This window comes from Microbacterium foliorum (assembly GCF_006385575.1).
Taxonomy (GTDB): domain Bacteria; phylum Actinomycetota; class Actinomycetes; order Actinomycetales; family Microbacteriaceae; genus Microbacterium; species Microbacterium foliorum_B.
Window position 1 is genome coordinate 852676 of record NZ_CP041040.1, and the last position, 18416, is coordinate 871091.

The window sequence follows — 18416 nt, forward strand, 5'->3', positions numbered from 1 at the left end:
CCCCCGTACTGCGGGGGCGTTTCTCATTTCTGTGTTCTCGGACTCTGAGCCTGTTGTCCTGTCGTGGCGAGGATCTGCTCTCCTAGCCGACGCTCACGACTTCGGGCCTCTGTTCGGTGGAAAGCGCATCAGTTCCCTGCCGGGCGGCCTCGGCGTCGGAGAGCGGGGGACGGCGGGGCCACCAGAAGGCGTCTTTGGTGATGAAGGCGAGCGCCGGGACGATGACGGTGCGCACGAGGAGCGTGTCGATCAGCACACCGATGCAGACGATGATGCCGATCTGCGTCAGCGTGATGAGTGGCAGGACTCCGAGCACGGCGAACACCGCGGCGAGCAGGATGCCGGCGCTGGTGATCACGGCGCCTGTCGCGGCGAGAGCGCGGATCATTCCCTGCGTGGTCCCGAGGTGTTCGGCCTCCTCTTTCGCTCGAGTGACGAGGAAGATGCTGTAGTCGACGCCGAGCGCGACAAGGAACAGGAAGCTGAACAGCAGCACGTTCGTGTCGATGGCGGGGAAGCCGAAGAGCGGGGACTGGAAGAGCCACCAGCTCAGCCCGATGGCCGAGAAGAAGCTGGCCACGACGGCGATCAGGAGCAGCAACGGCGCGACGAACGCCCGAAGGAGAAGGACGAGGACGACGAAGACCAGCGCAAGGATGAGCGGGATGAGGAGAGCCTGATCCCGAGCCTGCGCATCGGCCACATCGAGCGCCTGGGAGTCGAGGCCGCCGACGAGCCCCTCGCCGGATCCGACGTCATCGAGAGCCGCGCGCATGCGCTCCACTGTCGCGAACGCCGCCTCGGTCTCGGCGCTGGCATCGAGGGTGACATCGATCCTCGCCAGCTCATCCGTCGTCTCTCCCATGGTCGCCGAATCGACGCCGTCGAGATCTCCGAGGGTGGCAACGGCCGCGTCGGCGTCATCGAGAGGGACGACGACGATCGCGGGGGAGGTGGTCCCGGCCGAGAATGCATCGGCGAGAACCTCCTGGCCCTGCACCGCCTCAGGCTTCTGCAGGAAACGGTCATTCTGCGACAGTCCGGTCTGCACGAAAAGCAGGCCGCTGGCCATGGCGCCGAGCACCACGAAGCCGACGGACGCCACCAGGACCGGCCGCTTGGACACCCCGCGACCGAGCTTGCCCCAGACGCTGCGCGAGATGGCGTCGGGCGAGTTGAACCGGGGGATGTAGGGCCAGAACAGACCGCGACCGAACAGCACGAGGGCAGCGGGGAGCACGAAGAGCGCGAAGAACATGGCGACGAGGATCCCCACGGCGCACGCCAGTCCCAGCGCACGGTTGCCGGCGATCTCGGCGAGAAGCAGAGTGAGGAGCGCGAGAGCGACGGTCGATCCGCTGGCGATGATGGCCGGACCCGCTCCGCGAAGAGCCCGTTGCATCGCTTCCCTGCGATCCTCGTGCAACCGCAGTTCGTCTCGGTATCGGGCGATCAGCAGGAGCGCATAGTTCGTTCCCGCGCCGAAGACGAGCACCGACAGGATGCCGGTGATCGACGCGTCGAGCTGGATGCCCACGGCACTCGCCACCTGTCGCGCGACGATCCCGGCGAGGGCGTCTGCCAGGCCGATGACGACCAGTGGGACGATCCACAGCCAGGGGCTGCGGTACGTGATCAGAAGAAGTACCGCGACGACGATGACGGTGGTGAGCAGCAGGGTGAAGTCCGCTCCGTCGAAGACAGCGGCGATGTCGACTTCGAAACCCTCGGCGCCGGTGAGATAGACGCGTACCCCATCGAGATCCGCGGCGGAGATGTCGCGGATCTCCTGTGCGCGGGCGGACTGTGCTGCGACGTCGGGCTCCGGCTCGAGGGGCACGATCGCCAGTGCGACCGTTCCGTCGTCTGAGATCTGCGCGGGTGGGACGGCACCGTCGCGTGAGAGATCCGCCAGATCGCCGAAGGCCTTCTCATTGATCAGAGCGAGGGCGTCAGCGTCCAGCTCGCCATCTTCGGCGGCGAACACGACGAGCGCAGAGGTCGCCTCCGCACTCGTGAACTCCTCCAGAAGCTCGTCGACCTTGACCGATTCCGCCGACGAGGGGAGCCCCACGGAAGGGGCGGTTTCGGACTCCTCGCTCCCCGCGAGCGCGAAGAGCGCGGCGGCTGCGACCGCGGTCACGACGAGGATGATCCATGACGTCTTGGCGGACGTCAGGAAACGGGTCAGAGCACTCACGAGAATTCCCCACCTTGGATAGTAGTTCGATGATCGAATTATATGACTATCGAAAGAGAGTAGCGATATCGTGGAGGGTATGCAAGCGAGCGAGGGGCCATCACCAGAGATCGAGAGAGCAGCGTTCGCGCCTGCCCGACCGGCGACGGCGCTGCTGCGAGACTTCCTCGAACTCAGCGAGCTGTTCGAGTCCTCCCTCGCCGACGAGCTGGGTGTCAACCCCACCGACCTCCAGGTCATGGAGCACCTGATCATGAGCGGACCGCTGGCTCCGACCGAGCTCGCTCGGAGAGTGGGGCTCTCTGCGGGGGCGACCACCACTTCCGTCGATCGCCTCGTCGCGCTCGGGCATGTCTCGCGAGAGCCTCGCCCGAACGACCGTCGAGGCATCCTCGTCGCTCCGCGGCCCGAGTCCCGCGACAAGGCGATGGGGCGTCTGATCCCGATGATCATGGGTGTCGATGCGGAGCTGGACTCCTTCACACCACAGGAACAGGACGTGATCACCAGGTACCTCCGACAGGTCACCGAGTCACTGCGCGTACACGCCAGCATCGGGATCTCGGCCCCGGACTGAGAAACGAGTCGCGGATGGCGCGGCTTGCAGCGATCTCCGACGCCCGCCGTGTCCAGGGATTTCTAGACGGTGTTCAGAAATCCCTGGACACCTCGGTGCAGCGGGCGCATAATCTGATCCACAGGACATGGTCTCAGCAAAGGAGCACGCCATGAGCGATCCGAATGAACCGACGGAGCTGTTCGACTCGGCCTCGGGGCCGACCGGCGCGTCGATCACCGATTGGACAGATCTCGGACGGGAGATGTGGGCCTACCTCACCGGTCGTGGCGCCGCCGTCAACTATACGTTCGACGACATGACCGTCGAGGTGCCTCGCGACATCGGACCTGACGCGCCGCGGGCGACGTGGAAGTTCAACGGCACCCTACGGGTGACGACCAGCGACAGCGCGTCCGGTGGCACGGGCTCGGTCTGAGAACGAGCTTCTCCGATGATCCGCCTCGATATCGACCTGCAGGTCGAGCAGGCCAGCCCGGACGACGGCCCTCCGACGCGGTTCAGCGTCAGAGCTGAGGGTCAGGAGGTCGTCGTCACGCTTGAATCCACCCCGGGGCTCGGCAGCATGAGCCGTCGTGACCTGACTCAGCTCGTACCGCTCGCCGATGGACTCGCGCGGCGCGGAATCCGTGTGCGTGTGGAAGGGCCGCGGGGGACTCTCGTTCAGTTCGGGGATGTGAAATCGGGGCCCGTGGGCCGGGCGATCGCCGGCTCCTCGCACATCAAACTGGGGCATCTCTCGACGCTTCTGTCTGAGGCCCAGCACCGGGAGCACGGCAGCGGCTTCCGGCTTCCCGTCCCTCCCTCGACGCCGTTCCCCCTCGTCCCCACGGTGGCCCGGAGAGTGCGGCGGCGAGTCACGACGACCCACTACCTTCCCGGCTCCGGTCGTCCTCGGTTGATCTTCGCGGTCGGCTCGGGCGACTGGAACCTCAGCAGGCCTCGAGAGTTCGACCTGCTCCCGGGGCGCACGGTCATCGGTTCCGGACCAGACGCCGACCTGCGGTTGGAGGGGCTCGAAGCCCGCCATGCCGAAGTCCGTCATAACGACGACGACGAGTACGTCCTCTATTCGTACGCGGCGACCGGCGGTGGTCGACCGAATCTCCCGCACAGCACGGAGAACGCCAGGATCCTGCGGACCGGATCTCGCATCGAGATCGGGCCATGGCGCCTGGCGTACTACCGGGAGGAGTTCGCCGACCACGGGCGTCCCTTCGGTGGACGCCAGGGAGGCGAGTACGAGTTCCAGAAGCAGCAACCGGTGCGACCGTACGGCTCGGGCGAGCTCGGCTGACCGCTTCCGCCCAAAGGAGGGGAGCCCCATCGAGCTCGGGGTGCTCAGGGCGCGGCGCGCGTTTCGTGAGCAGCGATGTGCGGCGGCTACAGTCTCAGGCGAACCATCTACGAAAGAGGCACTGCTGATGACTGACCAGACGAGGCTCGCGCAGCTGGAGAAAGAGCACGTCGACCTGGTCCTGCGTCGGTTCGACCGCGCGGACGCATGGCAGCTCGGGAGGTCCATCGCAGAGCGGGCGCTGGCGCAGGGAGCTCCGGTTGCGGTCGATGTGCGCACCGCCTCCGGCATCCTGTTCCACGCATCGCTGCCTGGTGCGACGGCCGACAACGACGCCTGGGTGCAGAAGAAGGCCGCGACCGCCCTGCGGTTCGAGACCAGCACCGCGCTGCTCGAAGCACGTGTCGCCAGCGGCGGGCGCGACATGTTCGAGCCTGGATGGCTCGACCCCGTCACGTATGCGGTCGCCGGAGGCGCGGTGCCCATCCGTGTCGAAGGTGTGGGCGTCGTCGCCGTCGCGACCGTGTCGGGGCTTCCGTCAGCGGATGATCACGACCTCGTCGTCGAGGGGATCACGGCGTTGGAGCTGCTCGCCGGGTGAAGCACCGAGCGCTCTGCTCGCGCAACAGCGCCACGAGCAGTGTCCGCAAAGGGTTCCGCATCGAGTTCCTCATGACTCTTCAGTGTCTCGAGCCCAGGAATCGTCTCAGTAGTCGGGGTGCAGGCGCAGCCGTGAGGCGATCTGTGCTGCCTGCTCGGCGGGCGTCAGCGCGATGTCGATCTCGATCGCCCTCTCGTCGTCTTCCAGCGGCTCGAGCGTGGCGAACTGCGAGTCGAGCAGCGTGGCCGGCATGAAGTGACCCTGACGGCGCAGCATCCGATCGAGGATCAGTTCGCGCGAGCCGGTGAAGTGCACGAACGTGACCGCATCCCGGCGAAGCACGTCGCGGTAGCTGCGGCGCAGCGCCGAGCACGTGACGATGCCGGGCTCGCCCGCCTCGACGCGTTCGTCGATCCACTCGGCGATGCGGTCGAGCCAGGGCCAGCGGTCGTCGTCGTTGAGCGCATGGCCGGCCGCCATCTTGGCGACGTTCGCCTCGGGGTGCAGGTCGTCGCCCTCTTCGAAGGCCCAGCCGAGCCGGCCGGCGAGCATGGCCGCGACTGTCGATTTTCCGGTACTGGCGACGCCCATGAAGACGAGGACGGGTGCGTTGACGGACATCATGGCGCGCTCAGACGAAGAGGCTCAGGACGAGGACTCCGGCGAGGCCGGTGACCGAGATGAGGCATTCGAGTACTGTCCATGACTTCAGAGTCTGCGGGATGCTGAGGCCGAAGTACTCCTTGATGAGCCAGAAGCCCGCGTCGTTGACGTGCGACAGGAACACCGATCCCGAGCCGATCGCGAGCACGAGCAGCGCGACCATGGGGGAGTCGAGAGTCTCGGTGAGCGGCTGCAGGATGCCGGCGGCGGTGATCGTTGCGACGGTCGCCGATCCGGTGGCGATGCGGATGACCACGGCCACCAACCAGGCGAGGATCAGCACCGAGACCGAGGAGCCGGAGACGAACTGGGCGATCACGTCTCCGATGCCGGTGTCGACCAGCACCTGCTTGAAACCGCCGCCGGCACCGACGATCAGCAGGATGCCGGCGATCGGGCCGAGCGACGATCCGACGATGTCGTTGATCTTGGTGCGGTCGAAGCCGGCGCCGCGTCCGAGGATGAAGAAGCCGGCGAGCACGGCGATGAGCAGCGCGATGACCGGGGTGCCGAGGAAGTCGAGAGCGAGCTTCCAAGGGGCGTCCGACCCTGCGGCCGAGATGTCGGCGACGGCCTTCGCGAGCATGAGGAACACGGGCAGCAGGATGCTGAAGAGCGTGGCGCCGAACGAGGGGCGACGACGCTGTTCGACGCCCTCGTCCTCTTCGGTGACGAACAGCTCGGGCACTGGCACATCGACCCAGCGCTCGGCGAAACGCGCGAAGAGGGGACCCGAGATGATCACGGCGGGGATCGCGACGATCACACCGAAGGCGAGAGTGAGGCCGAGGTTCGCTCCGAGGGCATCGATAGCCGCGAGAGGGCCGGGGTGCGGGGGCACGAGGCCGTGCATGGCCGAGAGGCCGGCGAGCGTCGGGATCGCGATGCGCATGAGCGGCGCACCCGAGCGGCGGGCGACGAGGATGATGACAGGCACGAGGAGCACGAGGCCGACCTCGAAGAACATCGGAAGGCCGATCACGGCGCCGATGAGTCCCATGACCCAGGGCAGCGAGCGGGCGCTGGCCCGGCTGACGAGAGTGTCGACGATGCGATCGGCGCCGCCCGAGTCGGCGAGGAGCTTGCCGTAGATCGCGCCGAGCGCGATCAGGATGCCGACGCCACCCATGGTCGTGCCGAAGCCGGTCGAGAAGCTGGTGACGGATGCGCTGATGTCCATGCCCGCGATTGCGCCGGTGGCGAGTGCGCCGATCGTGAGCGAGAGGAAGGGGTGCAGCTTCACCCAGGTGATGAGGACGATGATGATCGCGATCCCCAGTACTGCTGCGGTGATCAGCTGACCAGCGGGGCGGTCCGGCGTGGCAGTGTCGGTGACTGCCGCCATGATCGCGTCGGTGGCGGGGGTGAAGAGTGCCATGAGCTTCCTTGATCCGGGCGTGGTTTACGACCTTATGCCGTACATAATAAGCACGCATACCACGTCATGCGCAACATAATCGAAACATGAGTGTGAGATGCACCGTCTGAGGAGCCGGAGACGGGCATACTCGACATATGACCGTCTCCGGCGCCGGAAGCCCTGTGCACGACTCGCTCGTCGCCGAGCTCGGTAGGGCGATCGTCGACGGTGAGCACCCGCCGGGCTCGCGGATGCTCACTGTCGAGCTGGCTAGCGAGAGAGGCGTGTCCCGCTCGGCCGCGCGTGAGGCCGTTCGCGTTCTGGAGTCCTTCGGACTCGTCTGGGTCCGCCGCAAGTCCGGCGTCGAGGTGCGGCCCAGGGCCGACTGGAACGTCTACGCCCCCGAGGTCATCGCGTGGCGTCTCGCCGGCCCGGGCCGTGACGAGCAGCTGCGAGAACTCAGCCAGCTGCGATCCGTCATCGAGCCGCTCGCAGCGCGTCTCGCGGCCGGCGCGGCCACCTCGGAGCAGAGGGTCGACCTCGTCTCGCTCGTCGTGGCGATGGGGCAGGAGGACCACGAGGCCGATCGCGAGCGATACCTCATGGCCGACATCCGATTCCACCGGCTCCTCCTCGACGCATCCGGCAACGGGATGCTCGCCGCGCTCGGCGGCACGGTGGAGGCGGTGCTCCGCGGGCGCACCGCCCACTCCCTCATGCCTCACGTGGCCAACCAGAACGCGGTGCAGTGGCATCGCGATGTCGCGTTCGCGGTGGCGAGCGGCGACGCGGATGCCGCGGCGACCGCCATGCGCAACATCGTCTCGGAGGCTGACGAGGCCATGCAGCGCGCCGCCGAGTAGCGCCGCGCCCATGCGTCTGCGGCGCGAAGCGGGTGACACCGAGGCCCTGCATCCGTCACACTGAGTGCCATGGGATCAGCGTTGACCACCATAGGACTCCCCGTCGCCCTCGGCATCATCATGCTGGGGCTCGGTCTCAGCCTCACGCTCGCCGACTTCGCTCGAGTGCTGAAGCAGCCGAAGGCGGTGATCATCGCGCTGCTCTGTCAGCTCATCCTCCTGCCGGCGATCTGCTTCGGTCTCGTGCTCCTCTTCGAGTTGCCGCCTGTGCTCGCCGTCGGCATGATGATGCTCGCAGCCTCTCCGGGAGGCACCACCGCGAATCTGTACAGCCATCTGTTCCGTGGCGACATCGCGTTGAACATCTCGCTCACGGCCGTCAATTCCGTGATCGCCGTGATCACCCTGCCGCTCATCACGAACTTCGCGATCGCGTACTTCCAGCCCTTCGACGACCAGCTCGGTCTGCAGTGGGCGAAGGCTCTCGAGGTGTTCGCGATCGTCCTGCTCCCCGTCGCCCTCGGCATGCTCATCCGCCGACTCGCACCGAAGTTCGCCGAGGGGATGGACAAACCGGTGCGCATCGCCTCGGTCGTGATCCTCGTCGTCGTGATCGGCGGGGCCGTGGCCTCGAACTGGTCCCTGCTGGTGGCGAACTTCACGCAGCTCGCACTGATCACCGTGCTGTTCTGCGTGATCAGCCTCGCGATCGGCTTCCTCGTGCCGCGTCTGCTCCGCGTCGGCCGACGTCAGGCGATCGCGACCTCGTTCGAGATCGGCATCCACAACGCGACTCTCGCGATCGTCATCGCCCAGTCCGTGCTCGGATCCGTCGAGCTGAGTCTGCCGGCGGCGGTCTACGGGGTGCTGATGTTCTTCGTCGCGTTCGGCTTCGGGTTCCTCATCCGCGATCGCTCGGAGCCCGCGGACTCGGCCTCCGCACCGACTCGAGCTTCATAGACTGGTCGGATGCGAGCGCTCACCGAGGCAGACATCCGTTCGTCCTTCGTCAACGCGGATGCGGACGAGCTGCGAGTCATGGAGATGCCGCACGACTTCGTCCTCGTCGACTGGGACTACCTGGACTTCTTCGCATGGCGCGATCCGAGCGCCGGGCGTCGCGGCTATGTCCTGACCCAGCATGAGGGGGAGATCTCCGGAGTCGTCCTCCGAGTCTCCGACCCCGGCCGCGGGCGTTCGGGGATGTGCAACATCTGCCACACAATGCAGCCAGGCAACCAGGTGGCGCTCTTCTCGGCCCGACGTGCCGGCGAGGCAGGGCTGCGCGGAGATTCGGTGGGAACCTACATCTGCGCAGATCTCTCGTGCCACGAGAACGTGAGGCTTGCGCACCCCCTCGCGCCCAACGAGGTGCTGGCACCCGGACAGGTGGATATGCGCCTCGACGGCACCCGACGGCGTATGGAGGCTTTCGCCAAGCGGGTGCGGGACGAGAGCTGATCGCAGTTAGCCTGGTGGCCAACGTCCTGTGCTCGAAGGAGAAGCCATGAACGATGCCATCCTGTTCGCCGTCGACGGGGGACTGGCCCGGCTCACGCTGAACCGCCCCGCGAGGCTCAACGCCTTCAATGCCGATCTGGCGCACGCCTGGCGCGATGCGACCGCAGAGGCCACGTCGCGGTCAGACGTCAAGGCGATCCTGATCGACGCCGCCGGCCCGGCGTTCTGCGCCGGCGGCGACGTGATCGACATGGCGACGGCCATGGGGTCCGCAGACGACATCACCGCGCTCGCCGAGGTGATCAACACCGGCATCCGCTCGCTCACCGAGTCGGCGGTGCCGGTCGTCGCCGCAGCACATGGCACGACGGCAGGCGGTGGGCTCGGGATTCTGCTCAGCAGTGACTACGCCGTCGTCGGTTCGCGGTCTCGCCTCGGCAGTCTTTACGCGAACATCGGGCTCACCCCCGACCTCTCGGTATCGGCCCAGCTCGCTCGGGCGGTCGGACAGCGTCGGGCGTTGCAGCTGGTGCTGCAGGACCGCCTGCTGTCCGCCGCCGAGGCCGTGGAATGGGGCCTCGTCGCCGAGGCTGTCGAAGGGTCGGACTCGGCGGACGAAGCCGACCTGGTGCGAGCCCGCGCCGAAGAGGTCGCCCGCTTCTGGCTGGCCGGTGCCGCAGAGGCCTATGGAAACGCCAAGCGACTCGTTCGCTCGCAGCCCGAGCGAACGTTCGCAGAGCAGCTGAGCGAGGAGGCGCGGTCGATCGGCGCCGCCATGGCGACGCCGGATGCCCAGGCTCGGATCGCCGCCTTCGCCGCCTCCTCCGCGCACAAACGCTGACCGCTGCACCGGAGCCGATTCGCTCCGATGTATCCACGGATCGCGCCGCCGCTGGCTGCCTTCGCGGCGTCGCGTGCAAGGATGAACGCAACGCCGCCCAACGAGAGGAACGCGATGACGCAGCCGGAGATCGCCCAGCAGCCCCCTGCGCTGGTCGAGAAGACGAACATGTCACTTCTCATCAGAGGGGCGATCTGGATCGCCATCGGCGCGCTCATCGCCGCCGCGCTCGTCTGCGTCGTGTGGGTACTGGTCGGCGATCAGGACGGGTTGATCGGCCGGGCCTTCCTCACCATCCTGCTGCTCGCGGCGTTCGCAGGCATCGCGATCCTCGAGGCCGGACTCGCACCGAACCGTCCCGACTGGCTCGCCCTGTCGAGCATGGTCAGCTGGATCGTCGCTCTGCTGGTCGGAGCCGTCAAGATCTGGCTGCCCGAGGACGATCAGTTCTTCACCGGCGCCGAGCGCTTCTTCCAGCTGCTCCTGGTCGTCGGAATCCTCCAGCTCGCCCTGTTGCATGTTCGGCTGTTCACGCCGGCCGCGCAGCGCCACGTGACGACGTTCACCCGCATCATCTACATCGCGACGATCGTGTTCCTCGGCGGTCTCGTGGCCATGCTGATCTTCTTCCTCACGTTCCCGAACACCTTCGACTACGGCGAGCTCTACTGGCGCATCGTCGTGGCGCTCACGATCCTCGCGGCGGTGGGAACCACGTTGATCCCCCTGCTGAACGCTCTGTTCGCTCCTCGCAAGCCTGCAAGCGCTCGTGCCGCCGTCGCTCACGGCGTCGCTGCCGCTCCCGCATGGCCGACGTACGCAGACGGTCGCACTCCACTGCCGGTGCTGCCCGACGGTTCGCCGGACTGGAACGCCTACTACACGGGTCACCCGTCCGCTCAGCCTCTTCAGGCCCCGCAGCAGGCGCTGCCGGCCGCTCCGGCCCCGCAGCCGTTCCCGGTCGCACCCTTCCCGGCCTCCCCGGACCCGTACTCGCAGGCACAGCCGGCGCCTCCTGTGCCGCCGGCGCCAGATGCCCCCGCTGCTTACCCCGCAGCTCCGCCGGCTCCGCCGTTCCCGCCGCAGTGAGCCTCGAACTCGAGCTCGCCGACCTCGCCTCTCGGATCGCGCGCGAGGCCGGCGACCTGGCACGCACGCGTCGCGCCGAAGGCGTGCACCTCGCCGCGACGAAGTCGACGATCGCAGACATCGTGACGGACGCCGACCGCGAGGTCGAGCTGCTCATCCGTGAGCGCCTGCGGGTCGCTCGACCGGGCGACGGCTTCCTCGGTGAGGAATCGGAGGCCGAGCGGGGCGAGAGCGGAATCACCTGGGTCGTCGATCCCATCGACGGCACGGTGAACTACGCCTACGGGATCCCCTCCTATGCCGTGAGTATTGCGGCGGTGCGCGGCAGCGCCGTTGCGGGGGAGTGGGAGGCCCTCTCCGCAGCCGTCTATGCCCCGGCATCCGCAGAGATGTTCACCGCTGCGAGGGGCCACGGCGCGTTTCTGGGAGACGCGCGACTCTCGGTCACGACCGAGACATCGGCTGGTGCGCTGCTGGCCACCGGCTTCGGGTATGACCCGGCGACGCACGACGGCGACCTCGCCACCGTGCGCAGGATCATGTCAATCGCCAGGGATCTCCGTCGTGCCGGTGCGGCCTCGCTGGACCTCGCGTTCGTGGCCGCCGGGCGACTGGACGGCTACTTCGAGCGCGGCCTGAAGCCCTGGGATCATGCGGCAGGCGCGCTGCTCGTCACCGAGGCGGGAGGCAGCGTCTCGCTGATCGATCGAGACTCGACGAGACCCATGCTCATCGCAGGTGGAATCGAGGTCCACCGACGGGTGCTCGATATTCTTCGAGATGAAACGTGAACGATTCATGGCATTCACAGGTGGATCAGGCTAGGGTTTATCCGATCGTTACTTTCATCGGCCCGAATCGGTGAAGGTCCTAAGCGCCCCCGAGCTTGACGTTTTAAACCCGAGAGAATCTGACTTGCCCTTCGAGAATCCCCAGGCTGCCTCTGCGCCCACGCGCCGGTCCAGCCGTCTCCGCACTGCGGCCTTCGAGGCCTCTGCGGCAGGAGTGACAGAAGCCGTCCCCGAAGCTGCACCCGTTTCCGAACCCGCGTCCGTCGCCTTCGAGACTCCGACTTCGCGCCGCGCCGCGCGCCAGCGTCTGAACACCGCAGAGGTGTTCATCGCCGCGAGCGCGGTCGCCGCAGCGTCTGCAGCATCCGACTTGGCAGATGTCGTCGCGGTCGAGCCGACGGAGGCTCCCGAGGTCGTCATCGAGCCGGTTGCGGAACCTGCCGTCGAGCCCGCGGCGATGCCCGAGATGGCTGATGACGCTCACCCGGAGCCTCAGCAGGCCGATTCGGGCGATGCCGGGCACCGCTCGAGCTCCGACGATGCTTTCGAGACCGCGGCCCGCGCGTTCCGCCGCGCCGCGCCCAAGAGTGCGTCCATGCCGACCGTCGAGCCCGAAGCCGCTGCGGCTGAAGAGACGCCTGTCGAGCACGTCGCCCGTCGTCGCCCGTCGGCCCGCAAGTTCCTCACAGTCGGCGCAACCGTCGGCGTGATGAGCCTCGCCGGACTCCTCGCGGTCGGAATGACGCTTCCTGCTGAGGCTGTGGCCGCAGTGCAGGGCACGCAGGCGATCACGGCGACATCTCTCGTGGCCGCGTCGGGCTCCAAGTCGGCGGACAAAGCCGGCGACGAGATCCAGGCCTTCGTCACCTCCTCCGATGTGCAGAACGAGTCGCTCGCAAGATCCGACAGCTTCTCGACCGTCTCCCTGATCCAGGTGGCATCCGAAGAGGGCATCAACTACTCCAACGAGGTCTTCACCAACGACGCCGAGGCCGCGATCCAGTGGCCCTTCAAGGTCGGCGTGGGCATGAGCTCGGGCTACGGCATGCGCTGGGGTCGTCTGCACGAGGGCATCGACTTCGTCCCCGGCGAGGGGGCGCCCATCCAGGCGATCGCCGACGGCGTCGTGCGCACCGCCACCGAGCAGGGTGGCGCCTACGGCGTGACCGTCTACATCGATCACGTGATCGACGGACAGATCGTCACGAGCCACTACTCGCACATGCAGTACGGCTCGCTGCAGGTCAAGGCCGGTCAGACCGTGAAGGTCGGCGACATCGTCGGGCACACGGGCAACACGGGCCGTTCCTACGGCGCGCACCTGCACTTCGAGATCATCATCAACGGAGGCACCATCGACCCGCTGCCGTGGTTGCGCGAGAACGCGGGCCGCACCTCGTATTGACACCTCGATTTCATGAGGACGCCACAGTGATGGTATTCTCGTGTGGTTGCCCCGCGAGGGGCAGCACGCCCCGATAGCTCAGTGGCAGAGCACTTCCATGGTAAGGAAGGGGTCGTCAGTTCAATCCTGACTCGGGGCTCACAGCGTTCGTATCTGCGATGCGGATGCGGTGTGGCAGGGTAGCTCAGCTGGTCAGAGCGCACGACTCATAATCGTGAGGTCGCGGGTTCAAGCCCCGCTCCTGCTACAGACTGAAACCCCCGGGAAACCGGGGGTTTTGTCGTATCGGGCTCAGGGTCGATCCGATGGTCGCATGGCGCCCGTCCGAACGCATGTGGCACGGCACGACGATGTCAAGGGGATGCCGTCTCGGGGCTCTCGGCGGTCACACTGATCGTCCAATACCCCCGACGATAGGAGCGATCATGTCAGACCCCCAGGCGGGCCCCGATGAAGGCGCCGAGATCGACGCGACCGGCGTGGATGCCGACTTCGTGACGAACGACCCTGATCCCGAGATCGATCCCGCTACGCCGGGTGAGGATCAGAAGGCCGACGGCGACAACGCGGATCACCCTGACGAGCTCGAGGTCGGCGACCTTCCCTGACGCTGCAGATACCACGGGCCCGCTCCTCGACGTGAGGAGCGGGCCCGTGGGCTGTGCGCGGAGCGTCAGCGAGCGGTCGGGGGCGCGTCGTTGTCGACGACGACGCGGGCAGCGCCATCTGAACCGGCGGCGGGCCGAACGATCGTGCCTCGCTGCTCGGCTTCGAGGCGCTCGGCCTCCTCGCCGCTGATGGCTTCACCTCGGGCGACGAGCCCGGCCTGGTCCGACAGCGGGATCTGCTTGAGGAACAGCGACAGCACGAGGGCCAGCACGATGAACGGCACGAGGAACCAGAACACCGGCGCGAGAGCATCCGCGTACGCCGTGACGATTCCGTCTCGGACTTCGTCTGGCAGTGCATTGAGCGTGGCGGGGTCGATGGTCGACGCCGCCTGAGATGCATCCTCAGGTGAGGCTCCGGCGTCGGCGAAGACGCCGAGCAGGTTCTCGGTCAGGCGAGTCGTGAAGATCGTGCCGAACACTGCGGTGCCGAGCGAGGCGCCGACCTCGCGGAAATAGTTGTTCGTGCTGGTCGCGGTGCCGATCTCGCCGGCGGGGACGGCATTCTGCACGACCAGGACGACGACCTGCATGATCAGGCCGAGTCCGGCGCCGAACACGAACAGGAACGCGCAGATCAGCCAGATCGGCGTCTCGGCCGAGAGAGTCGTCATCGCCACCATCGCGATGCCGGTGAGGATCGTTCCGACGATCGGGTAGACCTTGTACTTGCCGGTCTTCGAGATCGCGATGCCCGAGAAGATCGAGGTTCCGATCAGACCCACCATCATCGGGATCATCAGCAGACCGGATGCCGCGGCGGAGGCGCCGGACGACATCTGCAGGAATGTAGGCACGAAGCCGATCGCGGCGAACATACCGATGCCGAGCACGAGCCCGATCGCGGTGGCGTTGACGAAGATCGGGTTGCGGAAGAGGCTCAGCGGGATGATCGGGTCCTGCACCTTCGCCTCGGTGATGACGAAGGCGGTCGCTGCCACGACGAGACCGGCACCCCAGGCCCAGGTCGCGAGGGAATCCCAGCCGAACTCCTTGTCGCCGCCGAAGTCTGTGAAGAAGATCAGGCAGGTCGTCGCGATCGACAGGAAGATCACGCCGAAGATGTCGATCGGCTTCTCGGCCTTCTTGCTCGGCAGCTTGAGGGCGACCAGCGCGATGATGAAGGCGGCGATGCCGACCGGGATGTTGATGTAGAACGCCCACTGCCACGTCATGTGGTCGACGAAGAACCCGCCGAGCAGAGGACCGGCGACAGCCGACAGGCCGAAGACGGCGCCGAGCGGCCCCATGTACTTGCCGCGCTCGTTGGCGGGCACGATGTCGGCGATGATCGCCTGCGACAGGATCATCAGTCCGCCGCCGCCGAGACCCTGCAGCGCGCGGAAGGTGACGAACATCCAGAAATCGGTGGCGAACGCGCAGCCGACCGAGGCGAGCGTGAAGAGGGCGATCGCGACCAGGAAGAGGTTTCGACGACCGAGGACGTCGCCGAACTTGCCGTAGATCGGCATGACGATCGTGGTCGCGAGCAGGTATGCGGTGGTGATCCACACCTGGTGATCGACGCCGCCGAGCTGCCCGACGATCGTCGGCATCGCGGTCGACACGATCGTCTGGTCGAGACTCGAGAGCAGCATCCCGGCGATCAGGGCGCTGAAGATGATCCAGATGCGCCGCTTCGTGAGCAGGAAGGGCGCATCCTTGGTGGCTGTGGCGGACATTCAGTCGGCTTTCTGTGATGGTGCGAACACGGCGCGTGCGATCTCGAGGCGTCGCCCGACGAGATCGCTGAAGGAATCGGTCGAGTGATGGTGCAGCAGCTGATCCATGCACAGGCGCACCAGCGCGCCGACAGTGTGGACCATGACCTCGGCGTGCAACTCGGCATCGGCGCCCTTGCCGCTTCGTCGCACGACGAGCTCCATGTCGCGACGCTCGTTCTTCGCCAGCTGTTCGAACGCGGCCTTGAGCAGGCGAGGCTCCTGCTCGATCACGGCGAACATGGCGGGCGCGTCGTCGAGCGGATTGAAGAGCTCGAATCGGGCGATCGTCAGTCGGAGGAAGTCGTCGAGCAGCTCGCCGCTCTGGGCGACGAACTCGGCTTCGAGGGCCTCCTGTCGGGAGTCGATCGCGGCGAACCCGAAGACGGCGTTCTCCTTGCTCTCGAAATAGTTGAAGAACGTGCGCCGCGAGACGCCCACCTCTGCGCAGAGCTCCTCGACCGTGAAGCCGGCGAAGCCGCGTTCGGTGGTCAGGCGGCGCGCCGCATCGGTGAGGGCGCGGGTCGTCTCACGCCTGCGCTGCTCTCGCAAAGAATCTGCACTCTCGCTCATAGAGTGCAATATTGCACTCTCAACCTAAGAGTGCACTGTGAAGAAATTCCCCGACGATTTGTGACGAATCGTTCGTAGCATCCGTCTTAGTGGTGTCGCTGCACTGCGGCCCTCCCCGCTGGGGATCCCACACACTGATGAAGGAGCACATGATGGCGAACGTCTCGAACGCGCAGCAGCCCAAGGTCCAGGTCGCCCCGGCAGGTTCGACCGTCGCCTCGACCGGCCAGACGATCATCGAGAACGGCGTCGTCGCCAAGATCGCCGGCATCGCGGCTCGTGAGGTTCCCGGCGTCTACGCCCTCGGTGGCGGAGCAGCGCGCGCGGTCGGAGCCATCCGTGACGCCCTCAACTCCACCGACCTCACCCAGGGCGTCAGCGTCGAGGTCGGCGAGACCCAGGTCGCCATCGATGTGACGATCGTCGCCGAGTACCCGGTGTCGCTGCAGAAGGTCGCCGATGACGTGCGCGAAGCGATCTCCGTCGCGATGAGCGAGTTCGTCGGCAAGCAGGCTGTCGAGGTCAACGTCACGATCAACGACGTGCACATCCCCTCAGACGACGACACGAGCGACGACACGGTCGCCACCGACGCCGGCGCGGAGACACGTGTCCTGTAGCCCCGCGAGGTGCGTATCAACCATCGGATCAGCATCTCGTGACCGCGTCGTCGGATCGTCGATCCGATCCGTCGGCGCGTCTGCTCCGAACATCTCACGGGGTACGGAAGAGGGAGTCGACGCATGGGTGGGGAACGATTTCGCTCTGCTCTCGAGCAGGCCGACGACCGGATCGTCGCCGGTCGGGCGATGGACGGCGACGTGGCAGCGTTCGCGGTGCTGGTGCGCAGGTACACGCCGATGATGCGTGCGTACACGCAGCGGATGCTGAACGCCTCGGCCGATGTCGACGACATCGTCCAGGAGACGTTCGTGACCGCGTGGCAGCGCTTCTCCGAGCTTGACGACCCGGCGAAGGTCAAGAGCTGGCTGATGCGCATCGTGAGCCGCAAGGCGGTGGACCGTATCCGCGCGCTGCGACCGACGCTCGATGTCGATGACATGGAGCAGGCGGCTCCCTCGCACGACGCGCCCGCGCGTGTGGTGGAGGCGCGCGCAGGGATCGAGGCGCTCGGTACGGCGCTGCAGGAACTGCCCGCTGCTCAGCGCGAATGCTGGGTGCTGAGGGAGATGGGCGGCTACTCGTACGACGAGATCGCCACGGAGCTCGACATCTCGGTGTCGACGGCACGTGGTCTTCTCGCTCGAGCCCGAAAGTTCATGATCGTGCGAATGGAGGCCTGGCGATGACTGAAGAGCAGGAAGCTCCCGACGTGCGTCAGCTCGGACTCGAGCCGGGTGATCTCGACGGACACACGCTCGAAGAGCTGAGCGACTATCTCGAGGCCGGCAGGCTTCCGGTCGATGCGTCGATCGAGGGCTCACCCGGGTGCCAGCTCGCACTCGACGCGCTCGAACGCCTGCAGGGTCTGGGCGGACAGCTGATCGAAGCGGATGCCGCGGCGAGTCCGGAGGTCGACGACAGCTGGGTCGACCGCATCCTCTCGGGGATAGCGATGGATGCCCGTGCCGGACGCCGTGTCCCGTTCGCCGACCCCGACCCGTCCGTCGACTTCGGCATCACGGAGGGGGCGGTCCGAGGACTCATCCGCTCGGCCGAGAACGCCGTACCGGGCATTCTGGTCGGTCGATCGACTCTCGACGGAGACGTCACTGTCGTGGGCGAGCCGATCCGGATCGCGATCGAGGTCAATGCCGTCTACGGGGAGTCGATCCCGACGGCGGTCGAGCGGCTTCGTGAAGAGGTCGCCGAGCGTCTGCGCCGGCAGACTGACCTCACCGTGACCGCGATCGACGTCACGGTGCGGGATGTCCAGAGGATCAGCAGTGCGGCGGAGGAGGCCTCATGAGCACGACAGCCCTACCGGGACTCGCCGAGCGGATAGAGGCGGCGGTGCTGGCGACGCCCGGCGTGCGCAGCGTCTATCGAGCGGGTTCGCTGGTGTCGAACCTCGTCGGAGCGGGGGCCGTGGCGGTCGGCATCAGCAGGATCGATGAGCCTCTCGTGGCCGTCCGAGTGGTCGACGGCGGGGTCGAGGTCGAGGCATCGCTCGGCATCGAGTATTCCGCCAGTGCTCTCGATCTGCTCCGAGACGTCCGCGCGGCCATCGGGAAGGTCCTCGCGGAAGACGGGCGGGGGACCGTCGGAATCGTGCTCACGATCGCGTACGTCCATCCGCGAGAGGCATCGTCGGACTGAGCGCGTGAGCACACGGAGGCGCCGAT

21 protein-coding genes and 2 tRNA genes are annotated in these 18416 nt (G+C 66.8%); 18 read left to right on the forward strand and 5 right to left on the reverse strand.

Annotated elements, in window-relative coordinates:
• Positions 1 to 82 precede the first annotated feature (82 nt).
• Positions 83 to 2200: an MMPL family transporter gene (locus tag FIV50_RS04120; protein ID WP_140036327.1), complete on the reverse strand. Its 2118-nt coding sequence runs from the start codon at positions 2198 to 2200 to the stop codon at positions 83 to 85.
• 79 nt (positions 2201 to 2279) lie between these two features.
• Between FIV50_RS04120 and FIV50_RS04125 the strand changes: the two genes are divergently transcribed.
• The 4 genes from FIV50_RS04125 to FIV50_RS04140 all read left to right on the forward strand — a co-directional run bounded on the left by FIV50_RS04125 (position 2280) and on the right by FIV50_RS04140 (position 4675).
• Complete coding sequence (locus FIV50_RS04125; protein WP_140036328.1) at positions 2280 to 2777, forward strand: MarR family winged helix-turn-helix transcriptional regulator; 498 nt, start codon at positions 2280 to 2282, stop codon at positions 2775 to 2777.
• Between the two features lie 151 nt (positions 2778 to 2928).
• On the forward strand, positions 2929 to 3195 hold the full coding sequence (locus FIV50_RS04130; RefSeq protein ID WP_140036329.1) for a hypothetical protein: 267 nt from the start codon (positions 2929 to 2931) through the stop codon (positions 3193 to 3195).
• Positions 3196 to 3210: 15 nt separating this feature from the next.
• Complete coding sequence (locus FIV50_RS04135; protein ID WP_140036330.1) at positions 3211 to 4074, forward strand: FHA domain-containing protein; 864 nt, start codon at positions 3211 to 3213, stop codon at positions 4072 to 4074.
• A 127-nt stretch (positions 4075 to 4201) separates the two neighbouring features.
• Positions 4202 to 4675 (forward strand): heme-degrading domain-containing protein, encoded by a 474-nt coding sequence (locus tag FIV50_RS04140; protein WP_140036331.1) that lies wholly within the window; start codon positions 4202 to 4204, stop codon positions 4673 to 4675.
• Positions 4676 to 4780: 105 nt separating this feature from the next.
• Here the strand turns inward: FIV50_RS04140 and FIV50_RS04145 are convergent, their stop codons facing one another.
• Together FIV50_RS04145 and FIV50_RS04150 are read right to left on the reverse strand one after the other, a co-directional pair.
• The gene (locus FIV50_RS04145) at positions 4781 to 5296 is read right to left on the reverse strand and encodes a gluconokinase (protein ID WP_375137401.1); all 516 of its coding nucleotides are present in this window, start codon (positions 5294 to 5296) and stop codon (positions 4781 to 4783) included.
• Between the two features lie 10 nt (positions 5297 to 5306).
• A complete protein-coding gene (locus FIV50_RS04150) occupies positions 5307 to 6716 on the reverse strand; it encodes a GntP family permease (protein WP_219846253.1) in 1410 nt (469 codons plus the stop codon).
• A gap of 137 nt (positions 6717 to 6853) precedes the next feature.
• Between FIV50_RS04150 and FIV50_RS04155 the strand changes: the two genes are divergently transcribed.
• From FIV50_RS04155 to FIV50_RS04195, 10 genes are all read left to right on the forward strand, one after another.
• On the forward strand, positions 6854 to 7561 hold the full coding sequence (locus FIV50_RS04155) for a FadR/GntR family transcriptional regulator (RefSeq protein ID WP_140036333.1): 708 nt from the start codon (positions 6854 to 6856) through the stop codon (positions 7559 to 7561).
• A gap of 69 nt (positions 7562 to 7630) precedes the next feature.
• Positions 7631 to 8521, forward strand: a complete 891-nt coding sequence (locus FIV50_RS04160; RefSeq protein ID WP_140036334.1) for a bile acid:sodium symporter family protein — start codon at positions 7631 to 7633, stop codon at positions 8519 to 8521.
• A gap of 9 nt (positions 8522 to 8530) precedes the next feature.
• Positions 8531 to 9022, forward strand: a complete 492-nt coding sequence (locus FIV50_RS04165; RefSeq protein ID WP_140036335.1) for an FBP domain-containing protein — start codon at positions 8531 to 8533, stop codon at positions 9020 to 9022.
• A gap of 46 nt (positions 9023 to 9068) precedes the next feature.
• On the forward strand, positions 9069 to 9863 hold the full coding sequence (locus tag FIV50_RS04170; RefSeq protein ID WP_140036336.1) for an enoyl-CoA hydratase/isomerase family protein: 795 nt from the start codon (positions 9069 to 9071) through the stop codon (positions 9861 to 9863).
• 114 nt (positions 9864 to 9977) lie between these two features.
• Entirely contained in the window at positions 9978 to 10952 is a 975-nt protein-coding gene (locus FIV50_RS17630) for a hypothetical protein (RefSeq protein ID WP_181164331.1), read from the forward strand.
• Positions 10949 to 11743 carry an inositol monophosphatase family protein gene (locus FIV50_RS04175; protein WP_181164332.1) on the forward strand — a complete coding sequence of 265 codons (795 nt, stop codon included), beginning with the start codon at positions 10949 to 10951 and terminating at the stop codon, positions 11741 to 11743. The genes FIV50_RS17630 and FIV50_RS04175 overlap by 4 nt, the downstream gene beginning before the upstream one ends.
• Positions 11744 to 11867: 124 nt before the next feature.
• On the forward strand, positions 11868 to 13148 hold the full coding sequence (locus FIV50_RS04180; RefSeq protein ID WP_140036338.1) for a M23 family metallopeptidase: 1281 nt from the start codon (positions 11868 to 11870) through the stop codon (positions 13146 to 13148).
• Between the two features lie 67 nt (positions 13149 to 13215).
• Positions 13216 to 13287 (forward strand) — tRNA-Thr (locus FIV50_RS04185).
• Between the two features lie 34 nt (positions 13288 to 13321).
• Positions 13322 to 13395, forward strand: a tRNA-Met gene (locus tag FIV50_RS04190).
• Positions 13396 to 13573: 178 nt separating this feature from the next.
• The gene (locus FIV50_RS04195; RefSeq protein ID WP_056375780.1) at positions 13574 to 13756 is read left to right on the forward strand and encodes a hypothetical protein; all 183 of its coding nucleotides are present in this window, start codon (positions 13574 to 13576) and stop codon (positions 13754 to 13756) included.
• A 65-nt stretch (positions 13757 to 13821) separates the two neighbouring features.
• On the opposite strand, the gene FIV50_RS04200 is transcribed toward FIV50_RS04195, so the two are convergent.
• Positions 13822 to 15498: an MDR family MFS transporter gene (locus FIV50_RS04200; protein WP_140036339.1), complete on the reverse strand. Its 1677-nt coding sequence runs from the start codon at positions 15496 to 15498 to the stop codon at positions 13822 to 13824.
• Positions 15499 to 16110 carry a TetR family transcriptional regulator gene (locus FIV50_RS04205; RefSeq protein WP_140036340.1) on the reverse strand — a complete coding sequence of 204 codons (612 nt, stop codon included), beginning with the start codon at positions 16108 to 16110 and terminating at the stop codon, positions 15499 to 15501.
• A 152-nt stretch (positions 16111 to 16262) separates the two neighbouring features.
• Between FIV50_RS04205 and FIV50_RS04210 the strand changes: the two genes are divergently transcribed.
• The 4 genes from FIV50_RS04210 to FIV50_RS04225 all read left to right on the forward strand — a co-directional run bounded on the left by FIV50_RS04210 (position 16263) and on the right by FIV50_RS04225 (position 18390).
• Positions 16263 to 16730: an Asp23/Gls24 family envelope stress response protein gene (locus FIV50_RS04210; protein ID WP_258184408.1), complete on the forward strand. Its 468-nt coding sequence runs from the start codon at positions 16263 to 16265 to the stop codon at positions 16728 to 16730.
• Between the two features lie 123 nt (positions 16731 to 16853).
• Positions 16854 to 17420, forward strand: a complete 567-nt coding sequence (locus tag FIV50_RS04215; protein ID WP_140036342.1) for an RNA polymerase sigma factor — start codon at positions 16854 to 16856, stop codon at positions 17418 to 17420.
• Positions 17417 to 18040: an Asp23/Gls24 family envelope stress response protein gene (locus FIV50_RS04220; RefSeq protein ID WP_140036343.1), complete on the forward strand. Its 624-nt coding sequence runs from the start codon at positions 17417 to 17419 to the stop codon at positions 18038 to 18040. Before FIV50_RS04215 ends, FIV50_RS04220 begins: the two co-directional genes overlap by 4 nt.
• Complete coding sequence (locus FIV50_RS04225) at positions 18037 to 18390, forward strand: hypothetical protein (RefSeq protein ID WP_140036344.1); 354 nt, start codon at positions 18037 to 18039, stop codon at positions 18388 to 18390. Before FIV50_RS04220 ends, FIV50_RS04225 begins: the two co-directional genes overlap by 4 nt.
• Positions 18391 to 18416 lie beyond the last annotated feature (26 nt).